The 23,910-nt window shown below is 73.1% G+C and carries 17 protein-coding genes; 15 read left to right on the forward strand and 2 right to left on the reverse strand.

Annotated elements, in window-relative coordinates; translation table 11 throughout:
- Together AB8O64_RS26240 and AB8O64_RS26245 are read left to right on the forward strand one after the other, a co-directional pair.
- Window positions 1-1,413 carry an FAD-dependent oxidoreductase gene (locus AB8O64_RS26240; protein WP_361930027.1) on the forward strand — a complete coding sequence of 471 codons (1,413 nt, stop codon included), beginning with the start codon at window positions 1-3 and terminating at the stop codon, window positions 1,411-1,413.
- 194 nt (window positions 1,414-1,607) lie between these two features.
- Entirely contained in the window at window positions 1,608-2,057 is a 450-nt protein-coding gene (locus AB8O64_RS26245) for a hypothetical protein (protein WP_370421705.1), read from the forward strand.
- Here AB8O64_RS26245 and AB8O64_RS26250 read toward each other — a convergent pair.
- Both AB8O64_RS26250 and gabT read right to left on the reverse strand, forming a co-directional pair.
- A complete protein-coding gene (locus tag AB8O64_RS26250) occupies window positions 1,987-2,661 on the reverse strand; it encodes a phosphatase PAP2 family protein (RefSeq protein WP_370421706.1) in 675 nt (224 codons plus the stop codon). The genes AB8O64_RS26245 and AB8O64_RS26250 overlap by 71 nt on opposite strands.
- 375 nt (window positions 2,662-3,036) lie before the next feature.
- Window positions 3,037-4,395, reverse strand: a complete 1,359-nt coding sequence (gene gabT, locus AB8O64_RS26255; RefSeq protein WP_362211973.1) for a 4-aminobutyrate--2-oxoglutarate transaminase — start codon at window positions 4,393-4,395, stop codon at window positions 3,037-3,039.
- Between the two features lie 309 nt (window positions 4,396-4,704).
- Between gabT and AB8O64_RS26260 the strand changes: the two genes are divergently transcribed.
- From AB8O64_RS26260 to AB8O64_RS26320, 13 genes are all read left to right on the forward strand, one after another.
- A complete protein-coding gene (locus AB8O64_RS26260; RefSeq protein ID WP_370421707.1) occupies window positions 4,705-6,921 on the forward strand; it encodes an ATP-binding protein in 2,217 nt (738 codons plus the stop codon).
- A 93-nt stretch (window positions 6,922-7,014) separates the two neighbouring features.
- Complete coding sequence (locus AB8O64_RS26265; RefSeq protein WP_370421708.1) at window positions 7,015-8,688, forward strand: PucR family transcriptional regulator; 1,674 nt, start codon at window positions 7,015-7,017, stop codon at window positions 8,686-8,688.
- A gap of 507 nt (window positions 8,689-9,195) precedes the next feature.
- A complete protein-coding gene (locus tag AB8O64_RS26270; RefSeq protein ID WP_370421709.1) occupies window positions 9,196-10,641 on the forward strand; it encodes an aldehyde dehydrogenase family protein in 1,446 nt (481 codons plus the stop codon).
- Window positions 10,642-10,833: 192 nt separating this feature from the next.
- Complete coding sequence (locus tag AB8O64_RS26275) at window positions 10,834-11,814, forward strand: NADP-dependent oxidoreductase (protein ID WP_365191080.1); 981 nt, start codon at window positions 10,834-10,836, stop codon at window positions 11,812-11,814.
- Window positions 11,815-12,092: 278 nt separating this feature from the next.
- Complete coding sequence (locus AB8O64_RS26280; protein ID WP_370421710.1) at window positions 12,093-13,355, forward strand: sensor histidine kinase; 1,263 nt, start codon at window positions 12,093-12,095, stop codon at window positions 13,353-13,355.
- Complete coding sequence (locus AB8O64_RS26285) at window positions 13,339-14,046, forward strand: response regulator transcription factor (RefSeq protein WP_361930041.1); 708 nt, start codon at window positions 13,339-13,341, stop codon at window positions 14,044-14,046. The genes AB8O64_RS26280 and AB8O64_RS26285 overlap by 17 nt, the downstream gene beginning before the upstream one ends.
- 180 nt (window positions 14,047-14,226) lie before the next feature.
- Entirely contained in the window at window positions 14,227-16,161 is a 1,935-nt protein-coding gene (locus AB8O64_RS26290) for an acyl-CoA dehydrogenase family protein (RefSeq protein ID WP_370421711.1), read from the forward strand.
- Window positions 16,162-16,251: 90 nt separating this feature from the next.
- Window positions 16,252-17,529 (forward strand): 1-deoxy-D-xylulose-5-phosphate reductoisomerase, encoded by a 1,278-nt coding sequence (dxr, locus tag AB8O64_RS26295; protein ID WP_356459153.1) that lies wholly within the window; start codon window positions 16,252-16,254, stop codon window positions 17,527-17,529.
- Complete coding sequence (locus tag AB8O64_RS26300; protein WP_370421712.1) at window positions 17,526-18,827, forward strand: RIP metalloprotease; 1,302 nt, start codon at window positions 17,526-17,528, stop codon at window positions 18,825-18,827. Before dxr ends, AB8O64_RS26300 begins: the two co-directional genes overlap by 4 nt.
- Before the next feature lie 299 nt (window positions 18,828-19,126).
- Window positions 19,127-20,281 carry a flavodoxin-dependent (E)-4-hydroxy-3-methylbut-2-enyl-diphosphate synthase gene (ispG, locus tag AB8O64_RS26305; protein WP_362212000.1) on the forward strand — a complete coding sequence of 385 codons (1,155 nt, stop codon included), beginning with the start codon at window positions 19,127-19,129 and terminating at the stop codon, window positions 20,279-20,281.
- 171 nt (window positions 20,282-20,452) lie between these two features.
- On the forward strand, window positions 20,453-21,298 hold the full coding sequence (locus AB8O64_RS26310) for a GNAT family N-acetyltransferase (RefSeq protein WP_356456290.1): 846 nt from the start codon (window positions 20,453-20,455) through the stop codon (window positions 21,296-21,298).
- 50 nt (window positions 21,299-21,348) lie between these two features.
- The gene (locus AB8O64_RS26315) at window positions 21,349-21,882 is read left to right on the forward strand and encodes a GNAT family N-acetyltransferase (RefSeq protein WP_356456292.1); all 534 of its coding nucleotides are present in this window, start codon (window positions 21,349-21,351) and stop codon (window positions 21,880-21,882) included.
- 174 nt (window positions 21,883-22,056) lie between these two features.
- Window positions 22,057-23,754 carry a proline--tRNA ligase gene (locus AB8O64_RS26320; RefSeq protein WP_370421713.1) on the forward strand — a complete coding sequence of 566 codons (1,698 nt, stop codon included), beginning with the start codon at window positions 22,057-22,059 and terminating at the stop codon, window positions 23,752-23,754.
- Window positions 23,755-23,910 lie beyond the last annotated feature (156 nt).

Raw genomic sequence — 23,910 nt, forward strand, 5'->3', positions numbered from 1 at the left:
ATGGCCGCTCGTGCCATGAACCCTGTCCAATCACTTTCCGACGCCGCGCCGCGCCCCTACTGGCTCGACGACCCCGCCCGGCCGGCCCCCCTCCCCGCGCTCGTCGGCGACGAGCACTGCGATCTGCTCGTCGTCGGCGGCGGTTACTCCGGTCTGTGGACCGCGCTGAACGCCAAGGAGCGCGACCCCGGCCGGGACGTCGTCCTCATCGAGAGCCAGGAGGTCGGCTGGGCCGCCTCCGGCCGCAACGGCGGCTTCTGCTCCTCCTCCCTCACCCACGGCTGGGCCAACGGCCAGTCCCGCTGGCCCGAGGAGCTCACCACCCTGGAGCGCCTCGGCCGCCGCAACCTCGACGAGTTCGAGGCCGCCCTCACCCGCCACGGCGTCGACTGCGACTTCGAGCGCACCGGCGAGATCGACATCGCCACGGCCCCGCACCAGGTGCAGGAGCTGCGCGAGGCCGCCGACGAGGTCGCGGCCCTGGGCCTGCCCGACTACGAGTTCCTCGACCGCGACGCCCTGCGCGCCGAGGTCGACTCCCCGACCTTCCTCGCCGGGCTCTGGGACCGCACGGGCGTCGCGATGCTGCACCCGGCCAAGCTCGCCTGGGGCCTCAAGCGCGCCTGCCTGGACCTCGGCGTCCGGATCTACGAACAGACCCCCGGCACCGAGCTGTCCTCGCGCAACGCCGGCGTCGCCGTCCGCACCCCCTACGGCCGGGTCTTCGCCCGGCACGCCGCGCTGGGCACCAATGCCTTCCCCTCGCTGGTCAAGCGGCTGCGCCCGTACATCACCCCGGTCTACGACTACGCGCTGATGACCGAGCCGCTCAGCCCCGAGCAGCTGGCCGCCGTCGGCTGGAAGCGGCGCCAGGGGCTCGGCGACGCCGCCAACCACTTCCACTACTTCCGCATCACGCGCGACAACCGCATCCTGTGGGGCGGCTACGACATCGTCCATCACTACGGCGGCGGGGTCCGCTCCGAGTACGACCACCACCCCGCCACCTACCAGAAGCTCGCCGAGCACTTCTTCCGCTGCTTCCCGCAGCTCGAAGGGGTGCGCTTCACCCACAACTGGGGCGGTGCCATCGACACCTGCTCGCGCTTCTCGGCGTTCTTCGGCACCGCGCACGGCGGCCGGGTCGCCTACGCGCTCGGCTACACCGGGCTGGGCGTCGGCGCGAGCCGCTTCGGCGCGGACGTCATGCTCGACCTGCTCTCCGGCGAGCGCACCGAGCGCACCGAGCTGGAGATGGTCCGCAGCAAGCCGCTGCCGTTCCCGCCCGAGCCGGTGCGGTCGGTGGGGATCGGCATCACCCAGTGGTCGATGACCCGGGCCGACGAGAACGGCGGCCGTCGCAATCTCTGGCTCAAGGCCATGGACAAGGTCGGCATGGGCTTCGACAGCTGACCCGCCGCCGCGTGAGCGGGACGCGTTCCCGCGCCCGCTCGCGCCCGGCGCGCGGCGCGTCGGCCCCGTGCGCCCTTCCTCTCCCGTGCGCCCTGCATCACCCGTTCGGGAGGGAAAACCCGCGTAATGATCCGCCCCGGGCGGCCTCTCATCCGTGAACGCGAACAAGCGGACACGGAGTGGAGGGACCACACATGAGTGGCGACGCGGGGGCGCGGAACGCGGTGGAGTGGCTGGCTTCGGCGGCACCCGACCCCGAGACCTGCCGGTGGGAGTGGGAACGCAGCCCGCTGGGAGTGGCACTGCTGCCTGCGGGCCGGCTGTGGGACGTGCTCATCCTCCCCGGCGGCCTCGGCTACCCCACGCTGGACGTGCTGAGCCGACGCGCCGACCGGCCCGGCCCGGTGCTCGCCGACAGCCGCGTGGGGTTCTTCGTCCCACCGGGCACGGCCGCCGGCTGGGTCGCCACCGGCGTACGGGGCGCCGGGCGCGGTGCGTGGATCGTCGTTCCCCACCCGGGCCGGGCCGTGAGCGGGGTGCGCTGGATCGTGCCGCCCGACGGGTCGGGCACGCTCAACGACCCGGCGACGCTGGAGCTCGCGATGCACGAGGCCGTCGCCGGCCGCGGCGAACCGGGCCGGTGAGCAGCAGGGCCAGAGCCCACAAGAGCACCCCGGACAGACACCACGCGCCCACGACGTCCAGCGGCCAGTGGTAGCCGCGCCGGACCAGCCCGATGCCCACGCCGACGTTGAGCAGCACGCATCCGGTGATCGTCACCCTGCGTGCGCGCGACGACGGCGGCGGGCCGGTCCGGTGGAGCAGGAGCAGCACAGCGGCGCCATAGGCGACGGCCGCCGTGGCGGTGTGGCCGGAGGGGAAGAATCCGTCGTGCGCGCCGGCCGGCATCCCCGGCGGGCCGGGCCGGGCGATCGCGTTCTTGATGGGGACGACCAGGGCCGGCACGACCGCCATCGTGAGCGCCGCGGCGAGCGGGGGCAGCCACCGGCGGGGCGCCCGGGCCCGGAAGGCCGCCGCGATCATCGCGGCGGCCAGCACGGGCAGCGCGACGGCCGTGTTGCCGAGGTCGGCGAAGAACTCCGCGACGCCGCGCGGAATGCCCGAGCCGGCCATCGCGCGGCCCAGCCGCTCGTCGACGGCGCGCAAGGGACCGTGGGCGGCGATCTGCCAGGTGACCAGGGCGAAGAGCAGGGCGCACAGCGCCGGGAGAAGCACGGCGGGTGACATCACCGCCGACGGGCGCGAAGTCGGCGGCCCCGGAACAGGGGGGGTAGTTCCGAGGCCGCCGTGGGGACCGGTGGGCCGCGCGCCCCGGGGGGTATGGGGCGGGCGGTCTTCCGATCGGTGAGGATGTCCGGAGCCAGGGGCTCCAGTGGTGTGCGCGATGGCACGACCGGGTCGGCACTGGGGAAGCACCGGCTCGGCATCGCCCGCAGTCCCCTGCGGACGAGGTGTTTCACTCATCTGAAGAAACCGTACGGCAGGTAGGGCGGGCCGAACACCCGGATCACCCCTCCACCACCTGCCCCGCACAGGTTCTTCACTCCCCGTATCCATGACCCGTGGCCACGCCGGAATCCCCGGCGTGGCCACGGATGGCGATCACAGACGGCCGAACGCGGCCTCGATGATGTCCAGACCCTCGTTCAGCAGGTCCTCGCCGATGACCAGCGGCGGCAGGAAGCGCAGCACGTTGCCGTACGTACCGCAGGTGAGGACCAGCAGGCCCTCCGCGTGGCAGGCCTTCGCGAGCGCGCCCGCGGCCGCCGCGTTCGGGGTCTTGGTGCCCGGCTCCACCAGCTCGATCGCGATCATCGCACCGCGACCGCGGATGTCACCGATGATGGCGCCGTTGTCCAGCTTGTCCCGCATGTCGGCGAGGCGGCCCTTCATGACCTCCTCGATGCGCTTGGCCTTGGCGTTCAGGTCCAGCTCACGCATGGTCTCGATGGAGCCGAGCGCCGCGGCGCACGCCACCGGGTTACCGCCGTAGGTACCGCCGAGGCCACCCGCGTGGGCCGCGTCCATGATCTCCGCGCGGCCGGTGACGGCGGCGAGCGGCAGACCGCCCGCGATGCCCTTGGCGGTGGTGATCAGGTCCGGGACGATGCCCTCGTCCTCGCACGCGAACCACTGGCCGGTGCGGCAGAAGCCGGACTGGATCTCGTCCGCGACGAAGACGATGCCGTTGTCCTTGGCGAACTGCGCGATGGCGGGCAGGAAGCCCTTGGCCGGCTCGATGAAGCCGCCCTCGCCCAGGATCGGCTCGATGATGATCGCCGCGACGTTCTCCGCGCCGATCTGCTTGGTGATCTGGTCGATGGCCTGGGCGGACGCCTCGGCGCCACAGTTCTCCGGGCCGGTCGGCCAGCGGTAGCCGTACGCCACCGGCACCCGGTAGACCTCGGGCGCGAACGGGCCGAAGCCCTGCTTGTACGGCATGTTCTTGGCGGTGAGCGCCATCGTCAGGTTCGTCCGGCCGTGGTAGCCGTGGTCGAAGACGACGACGGCCTGGCGCTTGGTGTACGCACGGGCGATCTTCACCGCGTTCTCGACGGCCTCGGCGCCCGAGTTGAACAGCGCCGACTTCTTGGCGTGGTCGCCGGGGGACAGCTCGGCGAGCTGCTCACAGACCTCCACGTAGCCCTCGTACGGGGTCACCATGAAACAGGTGTGGGTGAAGTCGGCGAGCTGCGCGGACGCGCGGCGCACCACGGCCTCCGCGCTGGAACCCACCGAGGTCACGGCGATGCCGGAACCGAAGTCGATCAGCGAGTTGCCGTCCACGTCCTCGATGACACCGCCGCCCGCGCGCACGGTGAACACCGGCAGTACCGAACCCACGCCACCGGCGACCGTCTGAAGACGGCGGGCCTGCAGCTCCAGCGACTTCGGGCCGGGGATCGCGGTGACGACACGGCGCTCCTGGGGAAGGGACGGGCCTCCGGTCAGTTCGGTCATGAGGTGCGCTCCAGGGAGAGAAAGAGGCGGTGAAAGGGGGCTTTTACGTCGCAGGCTAGGGCGGGGGAGCGGGCCTCGGCATGTTCCGTTCGGGAGCAGTGCGCGCGTCGCCTTGTCCGTCACGGACATGGCGGCCCGGCGCCACCGCCCGCGCGCACCCTCCGAGTGATCATGCGCACGCTACGGGCGTGGCATCGCCGGGGACGCTGAACTCCCGGGCGGCGGCCACTAGATTGAGCGACGGCCCGCACCCGGAACGGCGGATGCGGGCACGGCGGCAGGACGGCTGGTCGGGGGCAAGGGGCAGCGATGGACACCGAGGACACATACGGCGAACCGGGCACCCGAGGCGACCGGCTGCCCCGCCCGGCGGACCCGCCGGTCAGGCCCCCCGCCATGCCTCCCGTACCGCCGGCGCCCCTCGCCGGTCCCCCCGCTCCTCCTTCTGCACCGCCGCGTCCCACAGCCCTGCCGGGCGGCGCCGTACCCGCTCCACCCGCCGGGCCGGTCCCCGCCGCCCCGCCGCCCGGGTCGGCCTTCCTCACCTGGCTGCGTACCCCGCGCCCGGCGGTGGCCCCCGGCATCTGGGCGTTCGGCCACCGGCCCCGGCCGCCGCACGAACCGGACCGGATCGCCGGGCGACCGCTGGTCAGCGGGGCGGTCATCTCCTTCCTCTGCGGCTGGCTGCTGTGGTCCCTGATGTGGAACGGCTACCTCGGCCCGTTCTGGATCTGGCCGCTGTACGCCCTCACCCCGGACGCCTGGCACAAGGGCATGGTCGCCGTCTGGACCGTGTACCTCTACTACGCCCTCGTCATCGGCGTCCTGCTCGTCGTCTTCGGCCGCCTCGGCCGCTGGGCACAGGTCTGGCGCCGCTACGCCACCCCGGCCCTGCGCCGTCTGTGGGACGACTCCGGCACCCCGCCACCCGCCGCCCCGGCCCCCCGCGAGGACCCCGCCGAATGGCCCAGGCTGCGCGCCGCCGGGGCGCACGACGCCGCCGACCGGCTGACGGCCGACGCCCGGCACGGGCTGATGAACGACGTCGACCACGCCCGCATCCAGCACGCGTGGGAGTCCACCCGGGCCCGGCCCGGCGGCCCCGCCTCCTTCACCGACACCGTGCTGCGCCACGGCGCCGCCGCGTGCGCCCACCCCTCCGGCTCCCGCGACCTGCCTGTACGCGCCGCGCCGCACGATCTGCTCACCCGGCAGGTCCGCATCGGCACCGCCGCTGACGACGACCGCAACCCCTACGACCACCGCGGCGCCGGCTGCGCGCTCGACCCCGGGCTGCTCGGCACCTCGCTCCTCGCCGTCGGCCCGCCCGGCTGCGGCAAGACCGCGCGCCTGGTGCGCCCCGTCCTGGAGTCGCTGTGCCTCCAGGCACTCGCCGGGCGGACCGCCGTCGTCGTGGTCGGCGCGGCGGGCGCCGGGCTCGCGCCGGACGAGTCCTTCGACATCGTGGTGAAGATCGGACGCCCCGACTCCGAGTACGACCTCGACCTGTACGGGGGCACCGACGACCCCGACGAAGCCGCCACGGTCCTCGCCGAGGGCCTCGTCGGCGACATCACCTCCGGCCTCCCCAGCGGGGACGCCCGGCGCGCCGCCACGGCACTCGCCCAGCTGCTGGGGCCCTACCGCGCCGCCCACGGCCGCTTCCCGTCCGTGCCCGAACTGCGGGAACTCCTCGACCGGTCCGCCGACGCCGGCACCGCGCTGCGCACCGCTCTGCGGGCCGCGGGCCTGGACGCCCATCTCCGCGAGCTCGACGCCCGCGAGCGGCAGGCGCAGCGCCCCGACGACCCCGGCGCGTTCCTCGCCGACCGGCTCGCCCTCCTCGACCGGCCCGCCTTCGCGCGCTTCTTCGACACCACCGACCCCGGCCGCACCTTCTCGCTGCGCAGCCTCGAACACCCGCTGCGGGTCCGTATCGACCTGCCCGAGCGCGGCCACGCCGAGGCGTCCCGGCTGCTGGCCCGGCTCGTCCTCGCGCAGTTCACGGAGTCCGCCGTCGGCCGCGCCGACCGCTCGCTGTTCACCTGTCTGGTCCTGGACGACGCCACCCACACCATCACCGCCGAGGCCGTCCGCGGACTGCAGCGGCTGCGCTCCGCCAACGCCGGGGCCGTGCTCACCCTCCGTACGCTCGACGACGTGCCCGAGGCGCTGCGCAGCGCCCTGCTCGGCTCGGTCGGCTGCCGGATGGCCTTCTCCGGTGTCACCACCTGGGACGGCGCGCGGTTCGCCGAGGTCTGGGGCAAGGAGTGGGTCGAGACCCGGGACATCACCGACCGGCAGGTCATCGCCCATGAGCCGCTGACCCGCGCCAGCCACGTCGTACGGCGGGTGATCACCGGCCGGGCGGTCACCGCCCAGTCGGTCACCGTCCGCAAGGTGGAGCGGGAGCGCTGGTCCGCCTCGGAGCTGGCGCACGCGGTGCCCGCCGGGCACGCGGTGCTGTCCGTGACGTCCGTGCAGGGAGGGAGCGCGCCGCCGGTCCTGGTCGACCTCAGGACGTGAGCGTTGGCCGGGCAATGCGCCACTGAGGCAGAATCGGTCACAGCCGTTCATACGGGACGGCACAGTCATCGCGACGCCCCTTTCGAAGGTGCCATGCCTCCCACGCTCGCCTCACTCGTCCACCACTCCGCGCTCAAGCTCGCCGTGCTCGCGGGGGAGGACCGGCTGGACACCCCCGTCCGCTGGGCGCACGTCAGCGAGCTGGTCGATCCGGTGCCGTGGATGGACGGCGGCGAACTGCTGCTGATCACCGCGATGAAGATCGACGCCGAGGACCCGGAGGCGATGCGCGGGTACGTGCGACGGCTCGTCCGCGCGGGTGTCGTGGGGCTCGGTTTCGCCGTCGGCGTCAACTACGAGCAGGTGCCGAGTGCGCTGATCGAGGCGGCCCGGGCGGAGGGGCTGCCCCTGCTGGAGGTGCCCCGCCGCACCCCCTTCCTCGCCATCACCAAGGCCGTCTCCGCCGCCATCGCCGCCGACCAGTACCGGGCGGTGACCGCCGGTTTCGAGGCCCAGCGCGAGCTGACCCGGGCCGCGCTCGGCGCGGACGGGCCCGCCGCGCTCCTGGCCAGGCTCGCCGCGCACCTCGGCGGCTGGGCCGCGCTCTACGACGCCTCGGGCGCGGTCGTGGCCGCCGCCCCCGACTGGGCCGAGCGCCGCGCCGCCCGGCTCAGCGCCGACGTCGAGCGGCTGCGGGAGCGGCCCGCGCCCGCCAGCGCCGTCGTCGGTGCGGACCCCGACGACGAGGGAGCCGACCGCGTCGAGCTCCAGTCCCTCGGCACGGGACGCCGCACCCGCGCCGTCCTCGCCGTCGGCACCGACGCGCCGCTGGGCACCGCCGATCGCTACGCCGTGCACTCCGCGATCGCGCTCCTCACCCTCACCACCGAGCGCTCCCGTGCCCTGCGGGACGCGGAACAGCGGCTGGGCGCGGCGGTGCTGCGCATGCTGCTGGCGGGCGAGCCGGACCACGCGCGGACCGTCGCCGGGGAGCTGTACGGCGGGCTGCTCGACGCGCCCTTCCGGGTGCTGGTCGCGGAAGCGGCCACCGCGCCCGGCGAGGCGGAGGCGGCGGAGCCGCGCGACGCCGGCACCGGGCCGCACGACCCGCTCGGCGCGCTCGCGGACGCGCTGGAGACCGCCGCGAGCCGGGTGGCCGAGCCGGTGCTCGTCGTCCCCGACGGCGGCCGGCTGATCGTCCTCGCACCGGACGGCGGCGCGGCCGTCGCCGCCTGCGCCGAGCACGCCCGCGCGATCGAGGCCCGCCGCAGCGCCGCGAAGAGCCGTACGACCGCGGCCCGCACCCCGCGCGACCGCACCGCCGCCGCGCCCGACGACGGCAGTGCCGATGTGGTGCTCGGCCTCTCCGCCCCGAACGTCGCCGTCGCCGCCGCGACCGCCTGCCACCAGGCCGAGCAGGCCCTGTCCGTGGCCCGCCGCCGCGGCCGGGTCCTCGTCGAGCACGAGGAGGTCGCCGCCGGTTCCGTCCTGCCGCTCCTCGCCGACGAGGCGGTACGGGCCTTCGCCGACGGCATGCTCCGGGCCCTGCGCGACCACGACGCCACGGGCCGCGGCGACCTCGTCGCCTCGCTCCGCGCCTGGCTCTCCCGCCACGGCCAATGGGACGCGGCCGCCGCCGACCTGGGCGTCCACCGCCACACCCTCCGCTACCGCATGCGCCGCGTCGAGGAAATCCTCGGCCGCTCCCTGGACGACCCGGACGTCCGCATGGAGCTGTGGCTGGCCCTGAAGGCGACGTCGAAGTAACGCGGCGGCGGTAGGCGCCGCGGTGGCGGGAGACAACAGCCCGCTCGTACCGGGCCGCCGCGCGAACGGGCCGCCGCCCGGGGTCCCTCAGCCCGCCGCCGTGCTGGCGCAGCCGCACCGTGCCGCCGAGCCCTCGCGGGACGCGCCGTTGCGCCGACGGGACAACGGCCCCGGCCGTACCGCGCCGCACCCCTCGCCAGGCGGGCAGCCGCCTTCGGCGGGACACGCGCCGCAGAGTCCGTGCGGAACGGACCAGCCGCCCGGGTCGCCCAGCCCGCCGCCGCTGCGCCCCCGCGGCAACCCGCCCGCGCCGGCGCAGCCGAACCCGCACCCCGCGCGGGACACGCAGCCGCGCCACCACACCGGCGGAGCCGGAAAACACCCCTTAACCCTCCATCGCGGCGCGCGAGCGCGCCCGTGTGCGCCATCTCGGACAATCGGCCCCCGGCCGACCCGCACCTACGGTGGGGGAGCTAATCATCCGCACCACCTGGAAGGGCCGGGATTGTGACTGCTCCCCACGCGTTCTGGCTGGCCGGCCGCGAGGCCACCGGCGAGGACACCTTCGACGTCACGAACTCCTGGGACGGCCGTCTCGTCGGCACCGTGAGCGTCCCCACCGAGGAGCAGGTCGAGGAGGCCGTGGCCGCCGCGCACGCCGTGCGCGACGAGTTCGCGGCGACCCCGGCGCACGTCCGGGCCGCGGCCCTCGACCACGTGTCGAAGCGGCTGACCGAGCGCACCGAGGAGATCGCGCAGATCGTCTCCGCCGAGAACGGCAAGCCCATCAAGTGGGCTCGCGGCGAGGTCGGCCGTGCCGTCTCGGTGTTCCGCTTCGCGGCCGAGGAGGCCCGTCGTTACAACGCCGGTGACGCCCAGCGGCTGGACACCGACGCCGGTGGCGTCGGCCGCCTCGCGCTGACGCGCCGGGTCCCGCGCGGCACCGTGCTGGGCATCGCGCCGTTCAACTTCCCGCTCAACCTGAGCGCGCACAAGGTCGCCCCGGCCATCGCGGTCGGCGCCCCGATCATCCTCAAGCCCGCCCCGGCGACCCCGATCTCCTCGCTGATCCTCGGCGAGCTGCTGGCCGAGACGGACCTGCCGGCCGGTTCGTGGAGCGTGCTGCCGGTGCCCAACGACCGGATGCCCGCCCTCGTCAAGGACGAGCGGCTGCCGGTCATCTCCTTCACCGGCTCCGGCCCGGTGGGCTGGTCGATCCTGGACTCCGTGCCGCGCAAGCACGTCACCCTGGAGCTCGGCGGCAACGGCGCGGCCGTCGTCCTCGCCGACTGGTCCTCCGAGGCCGACCTGGACTGGGCGGCGCAGCGCATCGCCACCTTCTCCAACTACCAGGGCGGCCAGTCCTGCATCTCCGTGCAGCGCGTCATCGCCGACGCCTCGCTGTACGAGCGGCTCCTGCCGAAGGTCGTCGCGGCCGTCGAGGCGCAGGTGACCGGCGACCCGTCCGACCCGGCCACCGAGGTCGGCCCGCTGGTCAGCGAGGACGCCGCCAAGCGCGTCGAGTCGTGGGTCGACGAGGCCGTCGCGGCCGGCGCCAAGCTGCTCGCGGGCGGCAAGCGCGAGGGCGCCACCTACGCCCCGACCGTGCTCGCCGACGTCCCCGCCGACGTGACGATCGCGTGCGAGGAGGTCTTCGGACCGGTCCTCACGATCACCAAGGTGGACGACGAGGCCGCTGCCTTCGCCGCCGTCAACGACTCCCCGTACGGCCTCCAGGCGGGCGTGTTCACGCACGACCTGCAGACCGCCTTCCGCGCGCACCGCGCGCTGGAGGTCGGCGGCGTGGTCGTCGGCGACGTGCCGTCCTACCGCGCCGACCAGATGCCGTACGGCGGTGCCAAGCAGTCCGGCGTGGGCCGCGAGGGCGTGCGCTACGCGATGGACGACTACACCTACGAGCGGGTGCTGGTCATGACGGGCCTGGACCTGTAAGTCCACGATCCGCCAGGCGGACGGCCGGGGCGCACCGCTGGTGCGCCCCGGCCGTCCGCCGTTCTCCCCGCGCCGGGCCCCGGAGCCCGTGGCCCGATCCTTGCGCACAGTGGCAGCGCGGCCAGTCGCCGGAGGCGGTCCGCTCCGGCAGCCTGGAGGCATCGAACGGCACCACCGCAAGGAGAAACCGCAATGTCCGACACCACCGCCACCACCCCTGGTACCGCTCGCCCCATGCGCGCCATCCGGCAGGAGAAGGCGGGCGGCCCCGAGGTGCTGGAGCTGGTCGAGACCGCCCGCCCCGAGCCGGGGCTCGGCGAGGTCCTGGTGCGGGTGCACGCCGCCGGGGTCAACCCCGTCGACTGGAAGACCCGGACGCGCGGCCGCTTCTACTCGGGCCACACCCCGCCCTTCACCCTCGGCTTCGACGTGTCCGGCGTGGTCGAGCAGGTCGGCGAGGGCGTGACCGTCCACGCCGTCGGCGACGAGGTGTACGGCATGCCCCGCTTCCCGGCCCCCGCCGGCGCCTACGCCGAGTATCTGACCGCCCCCGCCCGCCACCTGGCGCCCAAGCCGCACGGCATCGAGCACGTACGGGCAGCCGCGCTGCCGCTGGCCGCGCTCACCGCCTGGCAGTGCCTCGTCGACACCGCCGACGTACGGGAGGGACAGCGCGTCCTGATCCACGCGGCGGCGGGCGGCGTCGGCCATCTGGCCGTCCAGATCGCCAAGGCCCGCGGCGCGTACGTCATCGGCACGGCGAGCGCCGCCAAGCACGAGTTCCTGCGCGGCCTCGGCGCCGACGAACTGATCGACTATCACGAGCAGGACTTCGCCGAGGCCGTCGGGGACGTCGACGTCGTCCTGGAGTCCGTCGGCGGCGACTACCCGGCCCGCTCGCTGCGCACCCTGCGTCCCGGGGGCACCCTCGTGTCGATCCTCCCGCTGGAGGAGTCGGTGTACGCCGAGGCCGGTGCCCGCGGGGTCCGTGCCACCCGGCTGGTGGTGGAGCCGGACCAGGCGGGCCTGCGCGGCATCACCGAACTCGTCGAGTCCGGACGGCTGCGGTGCGAGATCGCCGCCGTGCTGCCCCTGGAGGACGCCGCCAAGGCCCACGAACTGGGCGAGACGGGCCGTACCTCCGGGAAGATCGTGCTCACCGTCCACATCTGACGGATGACCGAAGAGCCGGGGCCTCCGCCGAGGCGGTGCGCTCCGGCCCTCGGCCGGAGCGCACCGCGTTCCCCCGTGCACCGGCGTCTTCCTCGACGCTCCCCCGTGCCGGCGGCACCGACCCTACGGAGAGCGCCGCGCCCAAGTCGTCCCGTGGCGGGTGGAATCCACCGTCAACCCCCGCGGTACCCCGGCCCTCCGTCTCCACCCCACGCGGTAGGTGGCAGTGCCTCCGCCCGAGCGATGCGCGGCCCGCGACGCGCCGCTACGCTGCGGCGATGTTGACGCCTCAAGCGCTGGAGCGGCGGATCGCCGGCTGGCCGCGAGCGGCGCTGGACGTGCCGCTCGCCGTCGGATTCACCGTGGTCGCCCTGCTGTTGGGGCAGGAGCGGCCCCCCGTGGGGTGGCGCGCCCTGGACACGGGCGGTCTCGTCCTGACCGTCGTGACCAACATGCTGCTGGCGGGCCGAAGACGCATGCCGGTCACCGTCTTCACCACGATCTGCGCGCTGTCCCTCGTCCATGTCGCCGCCGGCTACTGGCCCGTCATCCAGACGGCCGCCGCGATGCTCGCGCTCTACACCGTCGCCGCCGCCCGCCCGCCGCGCACCACCGGACTGTGCGCGGGCGGGCTCGTCGCGCTGTGGGTGGTCTCCGGGCTGTCGAACCCCCACAGCGACATGGGGACCGTCGCCGCCCAGAGCGTCGTCACCCCCGCCGCCCTGTGGTGGTTCGGCAACGCCGCCCGCCGACTGGCCCGGCGCAACGCGCAATTGTCCGCCGTCACCGAGCAGCTCCGCCGCGAACGGGACGGCAACGCCCGGCGCGCCGTCGCCGAGGAACGCGTCCGCATCGCCCGGGAGCTGCACGACGTGGTCGCGCACCACATGTCCGTCATCTCCGTGCAGGCGGGCCTCGCGCACTACGTGTTCACGACCGACCCCGACACCGCCCGGCAGGCCCTCGGCACCATATCGGGCACCAGCGGCGAGGCCCTGGAGGAACTGCGCCGCCTGCTCGCCGTGCTCCGCGTCGGCCCGGAAGGGGCGGGCGAGACCGGCGGGGACGGCGCCTACCAGCCCGCTCCCGGCCTGGACCGGCTGGAGGAGACGGCCGAGCGGGTACGGGCCGCCGGGGTGCCGGTCACGCTGGAGATCGTGGGGGAGCGCCCACACCTGCCCCCGGGGCCCGACCTGTGCGCCTACCGCGTCGTCCAGGAAGCGCTCACCAACGTCATCAAGCACGCCCGCCCCGCCGCGGCCACCGTCCGCGTCGAATTCCGGCCCCACCAGCTGACCGTGCGGGTCACCGACGACGGGGGAGGGCGGGTTCCGGCCAACCCCGGCCCGTCGGACGGACACGGGTTGATCGGCATGCGCGAGCGCGCCAGGATCTACGGGGGAACCCTGGCCGCCGGACCGTGCGACCACGGCGGGTTCGAGGTCCGGCTGACTCTTCCCCTGCAGCCGGCCGCCGGGTCCCCCTCAGCGGCCGGAGCCGCACGGGAGAGGGACGGACCGGGGCATGACGGCAAGCGCTGACGGGGCGGCGGACATCCGCGTTCTCGTCGTGGACGACCAGATCCTCATCCGGGCCGGCGTCGCGGCCCTGCTGCGCGCCGCCCCCGGCACGACGGTCGTCGCCGAGGCGTCCGACGGCGAGGAAGCCGTCGCGGCCGCCGCCGAGCACCGGCCCGACGTGATCCTCATGGACATCCGGATGCCCGGTCTCAGCGGCATAGCCGCCACCGAGCGGATCCTGGCCGCCGCCGAGCGGGACGGCGTGCCCGCCCCGCGCGTCCTCGTCCTGACCACCTTCGACCTCGACGAGTACGTCTACGAGGCACTGCGTGCCGGGGCCGCCGGCTTCCTGCTCAAGGACGCCGGACCGCACCGGCTGCTGGCCGCCGTCGCCGCCGTCGCGGGCGGCGACACCCTCTTCGCCCCGTCCGTCACCCGCCGCCTCGTCGAGGCCTTCGCCCATCGGCTCCCCACCCCCGCCCCGCCGCCGCCCGAGACGCTCGAGGTCCTCACCGGCCGGGAGCTGGAGGTGCTGCGCCTGACCGCGCGCGGTCTGTCGAACGCGGAGATCGCCGCCGAGCTGGTCATCAGCGAGGCCACCGTCAAGACCCATCTGAACCGGGCCATGGGCAAGCTGGGCCTGTGCAGCCGCGCCCAGGCCGTCGTGGTCGCCTACGAGAGCGGACTCGTCACCCCCGGCGCGGGACGCTGACCCGCACGCCCTTCACGCGCGCTGTTCACCCGCTCGTACGGTCGAAGGGGTACGCCGCAGGCCGGATCATTGCGCGCGGTCTGGTAGAGCCCGTGGGGATCGGGTAGGTACATACGGACGAGTAGCACCGGTCGGTAGTCGACCGGGACAACCGCCCCGACGTAAGCGGCGAGGTGCCTGATGTCCGCACCATCCGTACGACCGGTCTCCGAGCGAGAAGCCCGCCAGGTCGCCGAAGCGGCCCGCGAACAGGACTGGAAGAAGCCCAGCTTCGCCAAGGAGCTCTTCCTCGGCCGGTTCCGGCTCGATCTGATCCACCCCCATCCCTCCCCCGCGGTGGAGGACGTCCGGCGCGGCGAGGAGTTCCTGTCCAAGCTGCGCGACTTCTGCGAGACCCGGATCGACAGCGCCCGCATCGAGCGCGAGGCACAGATCCCGGACGAGACGATCGAGGGCCTGAAGGAACTCGGCGCGCTCGGCATGAAGATCGACACCAAATACGGCGGCCTCGGCCTGACCCAGGTCTACTACAACAAGGCCCTCGCCCTCGTCGGCTCCGCCAGCCCGGCCATCGGCGCGCTGCTCTCCGCCCACCAGTCCATCGGCGTGCCCCAGCCGCTCAAGCTCTTCGGCACCCAGGAGCAGCGGGACACCTTCCTGCCGCGCTGCGCGCGCACCGACATCTCGGCGTTCCTGCTCACCGAGCCGGACGTGGGCTCCGACCCGGCCCGGCTGGCCACCCTCGCCGTGCCCGACGGCGACGACTACATCCTCGACGGCGTGAAGCTGTGGACCACCAACGGCGTCGTCGCTGACCTGCTCGTCGTCATGGCCCGGGTGCCCAGGAGCGAGGGCCACAAGGGCGGCATCACCGCCTTCGTCGTCGAGGCGGCCTCCGAGGGCGTCACCGTCGAGAACCGCAACGCCTTCATGGGCCTGCGCGGCCTGGAGAACGGCGTCACCCGCTTCCACCAGGTCCGGGTCCCCGCCGCCCATCGCATCGGCCCCGAGGGCGCCGGCCTGAAGATCGCCCTCACCACCCTCAACACCGGCCGCCTCTCGCTGCCCGCCATGTGCGTCGGCGCCGGCAAGTGGTGCCTGAAGATCGCCCGGGAGTGGTCCACCGTCCGTGAGCAGTGGGGCAAACCCATCGCCCGGCACGAGGCCGTCGGCTCGAAGATCGCCTTCATCGCCGCCACCACCTTCGCCCTCGAGGCCGTCGTCGACCTCTCCTCCCAGATGGCCGACGAGGACCGCAACGACATCCGCATCGAAGCGGCCCTCGCCAAGCTCTACGGCTCCGAGATGGGCTGGCTGATGGCGGACGAGCTGGTGCAGATCCGCGGCGGCCGCGGCTTCGAGACCGCGGCCTCCCTCGCCGCCCGCGGCGAGCGGGCCGTCCCCACCGAGCAGATCCTGCGCGACCTGCGCATCAACCGCATCTTCGAGGGCTCCAGCGAGATCATGCACCTGCTGATCGCCCGCGAGGCGGTCGACGCCCACCTCTCGGTGGCCGGCGACCTCATCGACCCGGAGAAGACCCTCGGCGAGAAGGCCAAGGCCGGTGCCCGGGCCGGCGGCTTCTACGCCCGCTGGCTGCCCAAGCTCGTCACCGGCCCCGGACAGCTGCCGCGCACCTACACCGAATTCCACCCGCCCGGCCACCGGGACCTCTCCGGCCATCTGCGCTTCGCCGAGCGCTCCTCGCGCCGGCTCGCCCGCTCCACCTTCTACGCCATGTCCCGCTGGCAGGGCCGGCTGGAGACCAAGCAGGGCTTCCTCGGCCGGATCGTCGACATCGGCGCCGAGCTCTTCGCCATCAGCGCCGCCTGCGTCCGGGCCGAGGCCCTGCGTGCCGAGGGCGACCACGGCACCGAGGCCTATCAGCTCGCCGACGCCTTCTGCCGCCAGTCCCGGATCCGGGTCGAGGAGCTGTTCGGCCGGCTGTGGACCAATACCGACGAGCTCGACCGCAAGGTCGTCTCCAGTGTGATGTCCGGTGCCTACGAGTGGCTGGAGCGCGGCGTCGTCGACCCCAGCGGCGAAGGCCCCTGGATCGCCGACGCCACCCCCGGCCCCTCCAAGGCGAAGAACGTCCACCGGCCCGTCCACTGAGCGGCCGCGACACCCGGATGCTCCGGTCACGGAAGGCGGGCGGGGGGCTCCCGGTCCGTCTTCCGGCCGGAAGAGGCAACAATGGAGCCCATGACGGACTCCCTCGCTGACCCGCATCTGCGCTACGCCGCGCCCCCCGCCTCCGGCGGACCGCGCGAGATCGTGATCCTCGGCTCGACCGGCTCGATCGGTACCCAGGCCATCGACCTCGTGCTCCGCAACCCCGACCGGTTCGTGGTGACGGCCCTGTCGGCCGCCGGCGGCCGGGTGGCGCTGCTGGCGGAGCAGGCCCGGCGGCTGCGGGTGCGGCGGGTCGCCGTCGCGCAGGCGGACAAGGTGCCGGCGCTGCGCGAGGCGCTCGCCGCGCAGTACGGCGGCGAGCCGCTGCCCGAGATCCTGGCCGGTCCCGACGCGGCCACCGAGCTGGCGCGCGGCGAGTGCCACACCGTCCTCAACGGCATCACCGGCTCGATCGGCCTGGCGCCCACCCTCGCCGCCCTGCAGGCCGGCCGGACCCTGGCGCTGGCCAACAAGGAGTCGCTGATCGTCGGCGGCCCGCTGGTCAAGGCGGTCGCCAAGCCGGGACAGATCATCCCGGTCGACTCCGAGCACGCCGCGCTCTTCCAGGCACTGCTGGGCGGCACCCGCGCCGAGGTCCGCAAGCTCGTCGTCACCGCCTCGGGCGGGCCCTTCCGCGGCCGGACGAAGGCGGAGCTCGCCGCCGTCACCCCCCAGGACGCCCTCGCGCACCCCACCTGGTCCATGGGCCCGGTCATCACGATCAACTCCGCGACCCTGGTCAACAAGGGGCTGGAGGTCATCGAGGCGCATCTGCTCTACGACATCCCCTTCGACCGCATCGAGGTCGTCGTCCACCCGCAGTCCTACGTCCACTCGATGGTGGAGTTCACCGACGGCTCGACTCTCGCGCAGGCCACCCCGCCGGACATGCGCGGACCGATCGCCATCGGCCTCGGCTGGCCCGAGCGGGTCCCGGACGCGGCCCCGGCCTTCGACTGGTCCAAGGCGTCCACCTGGGAGTTCTTCCCGCTCGACGAGGAGGCCTTCCCCTCGGTCGCCCTCGCCCGGCACGTCGGCGGCCTCGGCGGCACGGCCCCCGCGGTCTTCAACGCGGCGAACGAGGAGTGCGTCGACGCGTTCCTCGCCGGCCGACTGCCGTTCAATGGCATCGTGGACACCGTCGCGGAGGTGGTCGCGGAGCACGGCACGCCCGCCGCGGGAACCCACCTCACGGTCCCGGACGTCCTGCAAGCGGAGACCTGGGCACGCGCCCGGGCCCGTGAACTGGCAGGTCGTACGGCATCGGCGGCCCGCACGGCTCAAGCGACCTCGGAGGCCCCCGTATGACGACACTGATGACGATCCTGGGGATAGTCGTCTTCGTGGTGGGCTTGCTCTTCTCCATCGCCTGGCACGAGCTGGGACATCTCTCGACCGCGAAGATGTTCGGCATCCGGGTGCCGCAGTACATGGTCGGCTTCGGCCCGACGATCTTCTCGCGGAAGAAGGGCGACACCGAGTACGGCATCAAGGCCATTCCGCTCGGTGGCTACATCCGCATGATCGGCATGTTCCCGCCCGGCGCGGACGGCAAGGTCACCGCCCGCTCCACCTCCCCGTGGCGCGGCATGATCGAGGACGCCCGCTCGGCGGCCTTCGAGGAACTGCGGCCCGGCGACGAATCCCGGCTCTTCTACACGCGCAAGCCGTGGAAGCGCGTGATCGTGATGTTCGCGGGCCCGTTCATGAACCTGGTCCTCGCGGTGGTGATCTTCCTCGGTGTGATGATGTCGTTCGGCATCAACACCCAGACCACGACCGTCTCCACCGTCTCGGACTGTGTCGTCTCGGCCAACGCCAAGACCGACAAGTGCCCCACCGGCGCCAAGGACTCCCCGGCCAAGGCGGCCGGTCTGCAGCCCCGCGACAAGATCGTGGCCTTCAACGGCCACCAGGTCGGCGACTGGGCCACCCTCCAGAAGGACATCCGCAAGACCACCGGCCCGGCCACGATCACCGTCGAGCGGGACGGGCAGCGCAGGACGCTGACCGCGGACCTGATCTCCAACGAGGTGCAGAAGTACGACGCCAAGGGCACGCCCGTCAAGGGCGAGACCGTGACGGCCGGCTTCCTCGGCTTCACACCCGCCACCGGCGTCGTCCCGCAGACCTTCGGCCAGTCCGTCGACCGTATGGGCGACATGATCCAGTCCGGTGTCGAGTCACTGATCGCCCTGCCCGGCAAGGTCCCCGACCTGTGGAACGCGGCCTTCGACGACGGTGAGCGCAAGCCCGACTCCCCGATGGGCGTCGTCGGCGCCGCCCGGGTCGGCGGGGAGGTCTTCAACCTCGACATCCCGCCGTCGCAGCAGGTCGCGACCATGCTCTTCCTGGTCGCGGGCTTCAATCTCTCTCTGTTCCTGTTCAACATGCTGCCGCTGCTGCCGCTGGACGGCGGACACATCGCCGGCGCGCTGTGGGAGTCCGTCCGACGGGCCTTCGCCAAGGTCTTCCGACGGCCCGACCCCGGCCCGTTCGACGTGGCGAAGCTGATGCCGGTGGCCTATGTGGTGGCCGGAATCTTCATCTGCTTCACCCTCCTCGTCCTGATCGCGGACGTCGTGAACCCCGTGCGCCTGACGTAGGGCCTTGCCGGCCGGTCCTGATCGGCGGCTCACCCGCCGTTTCGTCCTCAATCGCCGGACGGGCTGGCATCAGCCCGTCCGGCGATCGAGGACACAGCACAGCAGCGGAGGTGCACCCGTACGCGAAAAAATCAGGCACCTGCCCATTTGTGACGGCCGGACGCGCTTTGTGTCCGGCCGTCCTTCTTTGCGCGGTCTTCGCGGCGGGATGTGCTTCGAGGTGACCCGGTGCCGTAATCTCGAATCCTGGAGCCCGCCGATCTCGGGACCTTGATTCACACCTTGGGGTTGCACGCCACATGACTGCGATTTCGCTCGGAATGCCGTCCGTCCCGACCAAGCTCGCCGACCGCCGGGTCAGCCGCAAGATCCAGGTCGGATCGGTGGCTGTCGGCGGCGACGCGCCGGTGTCGGTCCAGTCGATGACGACGACGCGGACCTCGGACATCGGTGCGACCCTTCAGCAGATCGCGGAGCTGACGGCCTCGGGTTGTCAGATCGTGCGGGTGGCCTGCCCGACGCAGGACGACGCCGACGCCCTCCCGATCATCGCGAAGAAGTCGCAGATCCCCGTGATCGCCGACATCCACTTCCAGCCGAAGTACGTGTTCGCGGCGATCGACGCGGGCTGTGCGGCGGTCCGGGTGAACCCGGGCAACATCAAGCAGTTCGACGACAAGGTCAAGGAGATCGCGAAGGCGGCCTCCGCGACGGGCACCCCGATCCGCATCGGTGTGAACGCCGGGTCGCTGGACGCGCGGCTGCTGCAGAAGTACGGCAAGGCCACCCCCGAGGCCCTGGTCGAGTCCGCCCTCTGGGAGGCCTCGCTGTTCGAGGAGCACGGCTTCCGCGACATCAAGATCTCGGTCAAGCACAACGACCCGGTCGTGATGGTCAACGCCTACCGGCAGCTCGCCGCCCAGTGCGACTACCCCCTCCACCTGGGTGTGACCGAGGCCGGCCCCGCGTTCCAGGGCACGATCAAGTCCGCGGTCGCCTTCGGCGCGCTGCTCTCCGAGGGCATCGGTGACACCATCCGGGTCTCGCTGTCGGCGCCGCCGGCGGAGGAGATCAAGGTCGGTATCCAGATCCTCGAATCCCTCAACCTGCGCCAGCGGCGGCTGGAGATCGTCTCCTGCCCGTCCTGCGGCCGCGCCCAGGTCGATGTGTACAAGCTCGCGGAGGAGGTCACCGCGGGCCTGGAGGGCATGGAGGTGCCGCTGCGCGTCGCGGTCATGGGCTGCGTCGTCAACGGCCCCGGCGAGGCCCGTGAGGCCGACCTCGGCGTCGCCTCCGGCAACGGCAAGGGACAGATCTTCGTGAAGGGCGAGGTCATCAAGACCGTCCCGGAGTCGAAGATCGTGGAGACCCTCATCGAGGAAGCCCTGAAGCTCGCCGAGCAGATGGAGAAGGACGGCATCGCCTCCGGCGAGCCCCAGGTCAGCGTCGGCTGACACCCTCGCACCCGTCGCACGCCCCCTCGATCCACGACGTGCCCCGCCCCCGCGGCGGGGCACGGTCGGCACCCCCTCCGGTCAGGGGAGGTGTACGAAGGGGACGGAGAGGTACAGTGCCAAGACCTGTTCCCATGGCCTCCGGCCCGCGACGGTGAGGCAATCCGACACGTGTTGACGACGACCACCACCAAGGTCCTGGAGCCCGGCGACCTCGACGCGGCCCTCGCCGTCCTCGACCGCGAGCCCGTCGCCAACGCCTTCGTCGCCGCGCGGGTGCACGCCGCCGGTCTCGACCCCTGGCGGCTCGGCGGCGAGATGTGGGGCTGGTACGCGGGCGGCCGCCTCGAAGCCCTCTGCTACGCCGGCGCCAACCTCGTCCCCATCTGCGCCGGACCCGAGGCCGTGCGCGCCTTCGCCGACCGCGCCCGCCGCTCCGGCCGCCGCTGCTCCTCCATCGTCGGCCCCGCCGAGGCGACCACCGAGCTGTGGTCCCTCCTCGAACCCCACTGGGGCCCGGCCCGTGAGGTCCGCGCCCACCAGCCCCTGATGGTCACCCGCGCCATGCCCGCGGACATCGCGCCCGACCCGCTCGTCCGCCGCATCCGCAAGGACGAGCTGGACGTGGTCATGCCCGCGTGCGTGGCGATGTTCACCGAGGAGGTCGGCGTCTCCCCGCTCGCCGGGGACGGCGGGCTGCTGTACCAGGCCCGCGTCGCCGAGCTCGTCGGAGCCGGCCGCTCCTTCGCCCGCATCGAGGACGGCCGCGTCGTCTTCAAGGCGGAGATCGGCGCGGCGACGGCCCTCGCCTGCCAGATCCAGGGCGTCTGGGTCGCCCCCGAGTACCGGGGCCGCGGCTTGTCCGAGACCGGCATGGCCGCCGTGCTCGGCTATGCGCTGCGCGAGGTCTCACCCGTCGTCAGCCTTTACGTCAACGACTACAACACCGCAGCACGCGCGGCGTACCGACGGGTGGGCTTCGAGGAAGTCGGCGCGTTCACGAGCGTGCTGTTCTGACTTGTCGCGGGCCACCGCACAAGCGGCTGCCGCCCAGGTAGCCTCCGGGCATGGATGACATCGTGGTCGGACCGCTCGACCTCGCCGCGCGGGTCGACGACGCGCTCGCCGTGCAGGCGCTCGCCTTCGGGCTCACCGACGACGAGGTCGGCGTACGGCGCCACATCGTGCTCCGCCACCTCGGCTGCCGCGGCGCGCGCGCCCTGGGGGCGACCACGGACAGCGGTCGGCTGGTCGGCTTCGTCTACGGCATGCCGAACGACCGCGCCCACTGGTGGTCCACGGTCGTCGAGCCGTATCTGCGCGCCACCGGGTCCGAGGGCTGGCTGGACGACGCCTTTGTGATCACCGAGCTGCACGTCCACCCCGCCTACCAGAACCGGCGGATCGGCCGGTCGCTGATCACCACGATCACCGCGAGCGCCCGGGAGCCGCGCAGCATCCTCTCCGCGATCGACACGGAAAGCCCGGCGCGGGCCCTCTACCGCAAGCTCGGCTACCACGACCTGGCCCGCCCGGTGCACTTCCCGAGTGCGCCGAGGCCGTATGCGGTGATGGGGGCGCCGCTGCCGCTGCTGGGGTGACCGGGGCGGCCGGGGGGCCGGGGGTTGTCCCCGGGGGATGCAGCCCGAGTGCGCCGAGGCCGTATGCGGTGATGGGCGCGCCGCTGCCGCTGCTGGGGTGACGGAAGTCGTTTCCTGACCGTTGTCCCCTGCCGCTAATCTCCTCGCATTCCCACTACGCAGCAGGAGACCACGATGGCCCACGTCCAGCGCATGTCCACGACGATGATCAAGACACTGCGCGACGACCCGGCCGACGCCGAGACCGCCAGCCACAAGCTGCTGGTCCGCGCCGGGTACGTCCGCCGTACGTCCGCGGGCGTCTGGACCTGGCTGCCGCTCGGCAAGAAGGTGCTGGACAACGTCTCGCGCGTGGTGCGCGAGGAGATGGACGCCATCGGCGGCCAGGAGGTCCTGCTGCCCGCGCTGCTGCCCAAGGAGCCCTATGAGGCGAGCGGGCGCTGGGAGGAGTACGGCGATCTCCTCTTCCGGCTGAAGGACCGCAAGGGCGCCGACTATCTGCTCGGGCCCACGCACGAGGAGATCTTCACCCTCACGGTCAAGGACCAGTGCACGTCCTACAAGGACCTGCCGGTGATCCTCTACCAGATCCAGACGAAGTACCGCGACGAGGCGCGTCCCCGTTCGGGCGTGCTGCGCGGACGCGAGTTCCAGATGAAGGACTCGTACTCCTTCGACACCACGGACGAGGGCCTCGCCGAGTCCTACCGGCTGCACCGCGAGGCGTACACGCGGATCTTCGAGCGGCTCGGTCTCGACTACCGCGTCGTCTCCGCCGTCTCGGGGGCGATGGGCGGCTCGGCGTCGGAGGAGTTCCTGGCCCCGGCCGGGGCCGGCGAGGACACCTTCGTCGACTGCCCGGCCTGTGACTACGCCGCCAACACCGAGGCGGTCACCGCGGTCGTGGCGCCCGTCGACCCGGCCGGCCATGGCCCCGTCGAGGAGCTGGACACCCCCGACACCCCCACCATCGAGACCCTCGCCGCGCACCTGGGCGTGCCCGCCTCGGCGACCCTGAAGAACCTCCTGGTCAAGGTCGACGGCGAGATCACGGCCGTCGGCGTACCGGGCGACCGCGAGGTCGACCTCGGCAAGCTCGGCGAGCACCTGGCGCCCGCCGTCGTGGAGTTGGTGACGGCCGAGGACTTCGTCGGCCGGCCCGACCTCGTACGCGGCTACGTCGGCCCGCAGGGCCTCGGCGTGCGCTACATCGCCGACCCCCGCGTGGCCCCCGGCACGGCGTGGGTCACCGGCGCCAACAAGGCCGACAAGCACGCCCGCAACGTGGTGTGCGGGCGGGACTTCGAGGTCGACCAGTACCTCGACGTCGTCGTGGTCGAGCCCGGCGACCCGTGCCCCCGCTGTGGCGCGGGCCTGGAGATCGGTCGGGCGATCGAGATCGGCCACATCTTCCAGCTCGGCCGGAAGTACGCCGACGCCTTCGGTCTCGACGTGCTCGGGCAGCAGGGCAAGCCGGTCCGGGTCACCATGGGTTCGTACGGCATCGGCGTCTCCCGGGCCGTCGCCGCGCTCGCCGAGCAGACCCACGACGCGTCCGGTCTGTGCTGGCCGCGCGAGGTCGCCCCGGCGGACGTGCACATCGTCGCGGCGGGCAAGGCCGTGCAGACGGAACTCGCCCTGGAACTCGCCGAGAAGCTGGGCACCGCGGGCGTCCGGGTCCTGGTCGACGACCGCGCGGGCGTGTCGCCCGGCGTGAAGTTCACCGACGCGGAACTGATCGGTGTGCCCACGATCCTCGTCGTCGGCCGCGGCGCCGCCACCGGCGTGGTCGAGCTCAAGGACCGCCGCACCGGCACCCGCGAGGAACTGCCCGTGGACGAGGCGCTGACCCGCTTGGCCGCGGCGGTCTAACGGGATTGCGGGCGCCGTCGTCCGCCCAGCGAGCCGGTTCGGCTGAGCCCAGCCGAACCGACCCGCTGGGCGTGTGAGGACGGGCCCCGTTGGACAACGGCGGGACGGCAGCCGAGGCCTGGCCCCCGGTCAGGCAGCCCGGCCGAGGCCGGATCG

Source organism: Streptomyces sp. QH1-20, from assembly GCF_041283565.1.
Classification (GTDB): domain Bacteria; phylum Actinomycetota; class Actinomycetes; order Streptomycetales; family Streptomycetaceae; genus Streptomyces; species Streptomyces syringius.

What these genes read in the sequence shown, in the direction of transcription:
- AB8O64_RS26260 (WP_370421707.1), top strand. Translation starts at nt 4,705, where the DNA reads ATGGACACCGAGGACACATACGGCGAACCGGGCACCCGAGGCGACCGG.
- dxr (WP_356459153.1), top strand. Translation starts at nt 16,252, where the DNA reads ATGACGGACTCCCTCGCTGACCCGCATCTGCGCTACGCCGCGCCCCCC.
- AB8O64_RS26280 (WP_370421710.1), top strand. Translation starts at nt 12,093, where the DNA reads ATGTTGACGCCTCAAGCGCTGGAGCGGCGGATCGCCGGCTGGCCGCGA.
- AB8O64_RS26245 (WP_370421705.1), top strand. Translation starts at nt 1,608, where the DNA reads ATGAGTGGCGACGCGGGGGCGCGGAACGCGGTGGAGTGGCTGGCTTCG.
- AB8O64_RS26300 (WP_370421712.1), top strand. Translation starts at nt 17,526, where the DNA reads ATGACGACACTGATGACGATCCTGGGGATAGTCGTCTTCGTGGTGGGC.
- AB8O64_RS26315 (WP_356456292.1), top strand. Translation starts at nt 21,349, where the DNA reads ATGGATGACATCGTGGTCGGACCGCTCGACCTCGCCGCGCGGGTCGAC.
- gabT (WP_362211973.1), bottom strand. Translation starts at nt 4,395, where the DNA reads ATGACCGAACTGACCGGAGGCCCGTCCCTTCCCCAGGAGCGCCGTGTC.
- AB8O64_RS26265 (WP_370421708.1), top strand. Translation starts at nt 7,015, where the DNA reads ATGCCTCCCACGCTCGCCTCACTCGTCCACCACTCCGCGCTCAAGCTC.
- AB8O64_RS26290 (WP_370421711.1), top strand. Translation starts at nt 14,227, where the DNA reads ATGTCCGCACCATCCGTACGACCGGTCTCCGAGCGAGAAGCCCGCCAG.
- AB8O64_RS26240 (WP_361930027.1), top strand. Translation starts at nt 1, where the DNA reads ATGGCCGCTCGTGCCATGAACCCTGTCCAATCACTTTCCGACGCCGCG.
- ispG (WP_362212000.1), top strand. Translation starts at nt 19,127, where the DNA reads ATGACTGCGATTTCGCTCGGAATGCCGTCCGTCCCGACCAAGCTCGCC.
- AB8O64_RS26320 (WP_370421713.1), top strand. Translation starts at nt 22,057, where the DNA reads ATGGCCCACGTCCAGCGCATGTCCACGACGATGATCAAGACACTGCGC.
- AB8O64_RS26250 (WP_370421706.1), bottom strand. Translation starts at nt 2,661, where the DNA reads ATGTCACCCGCCGTGCTTCTCCCGGCGCTGTGCGCCCTGCTCTTCGCC.
- AB8O64_RS26285 (WP_361930041.1), top strand. Translation starts at nt 13,339, where the DNA reads ATGACGGCAAGCGCTGACGGGGCGGCGGACATCCGCGTTCTCGTCGTG.
- AB8O64_RS26275 (WP_365191080.1), top strand. Translation starts at nt 10,834, where the DNA reads ATGTCCGACACCACCGCCACCACCCCTGGTACCGCTCGCCCCATGCGC.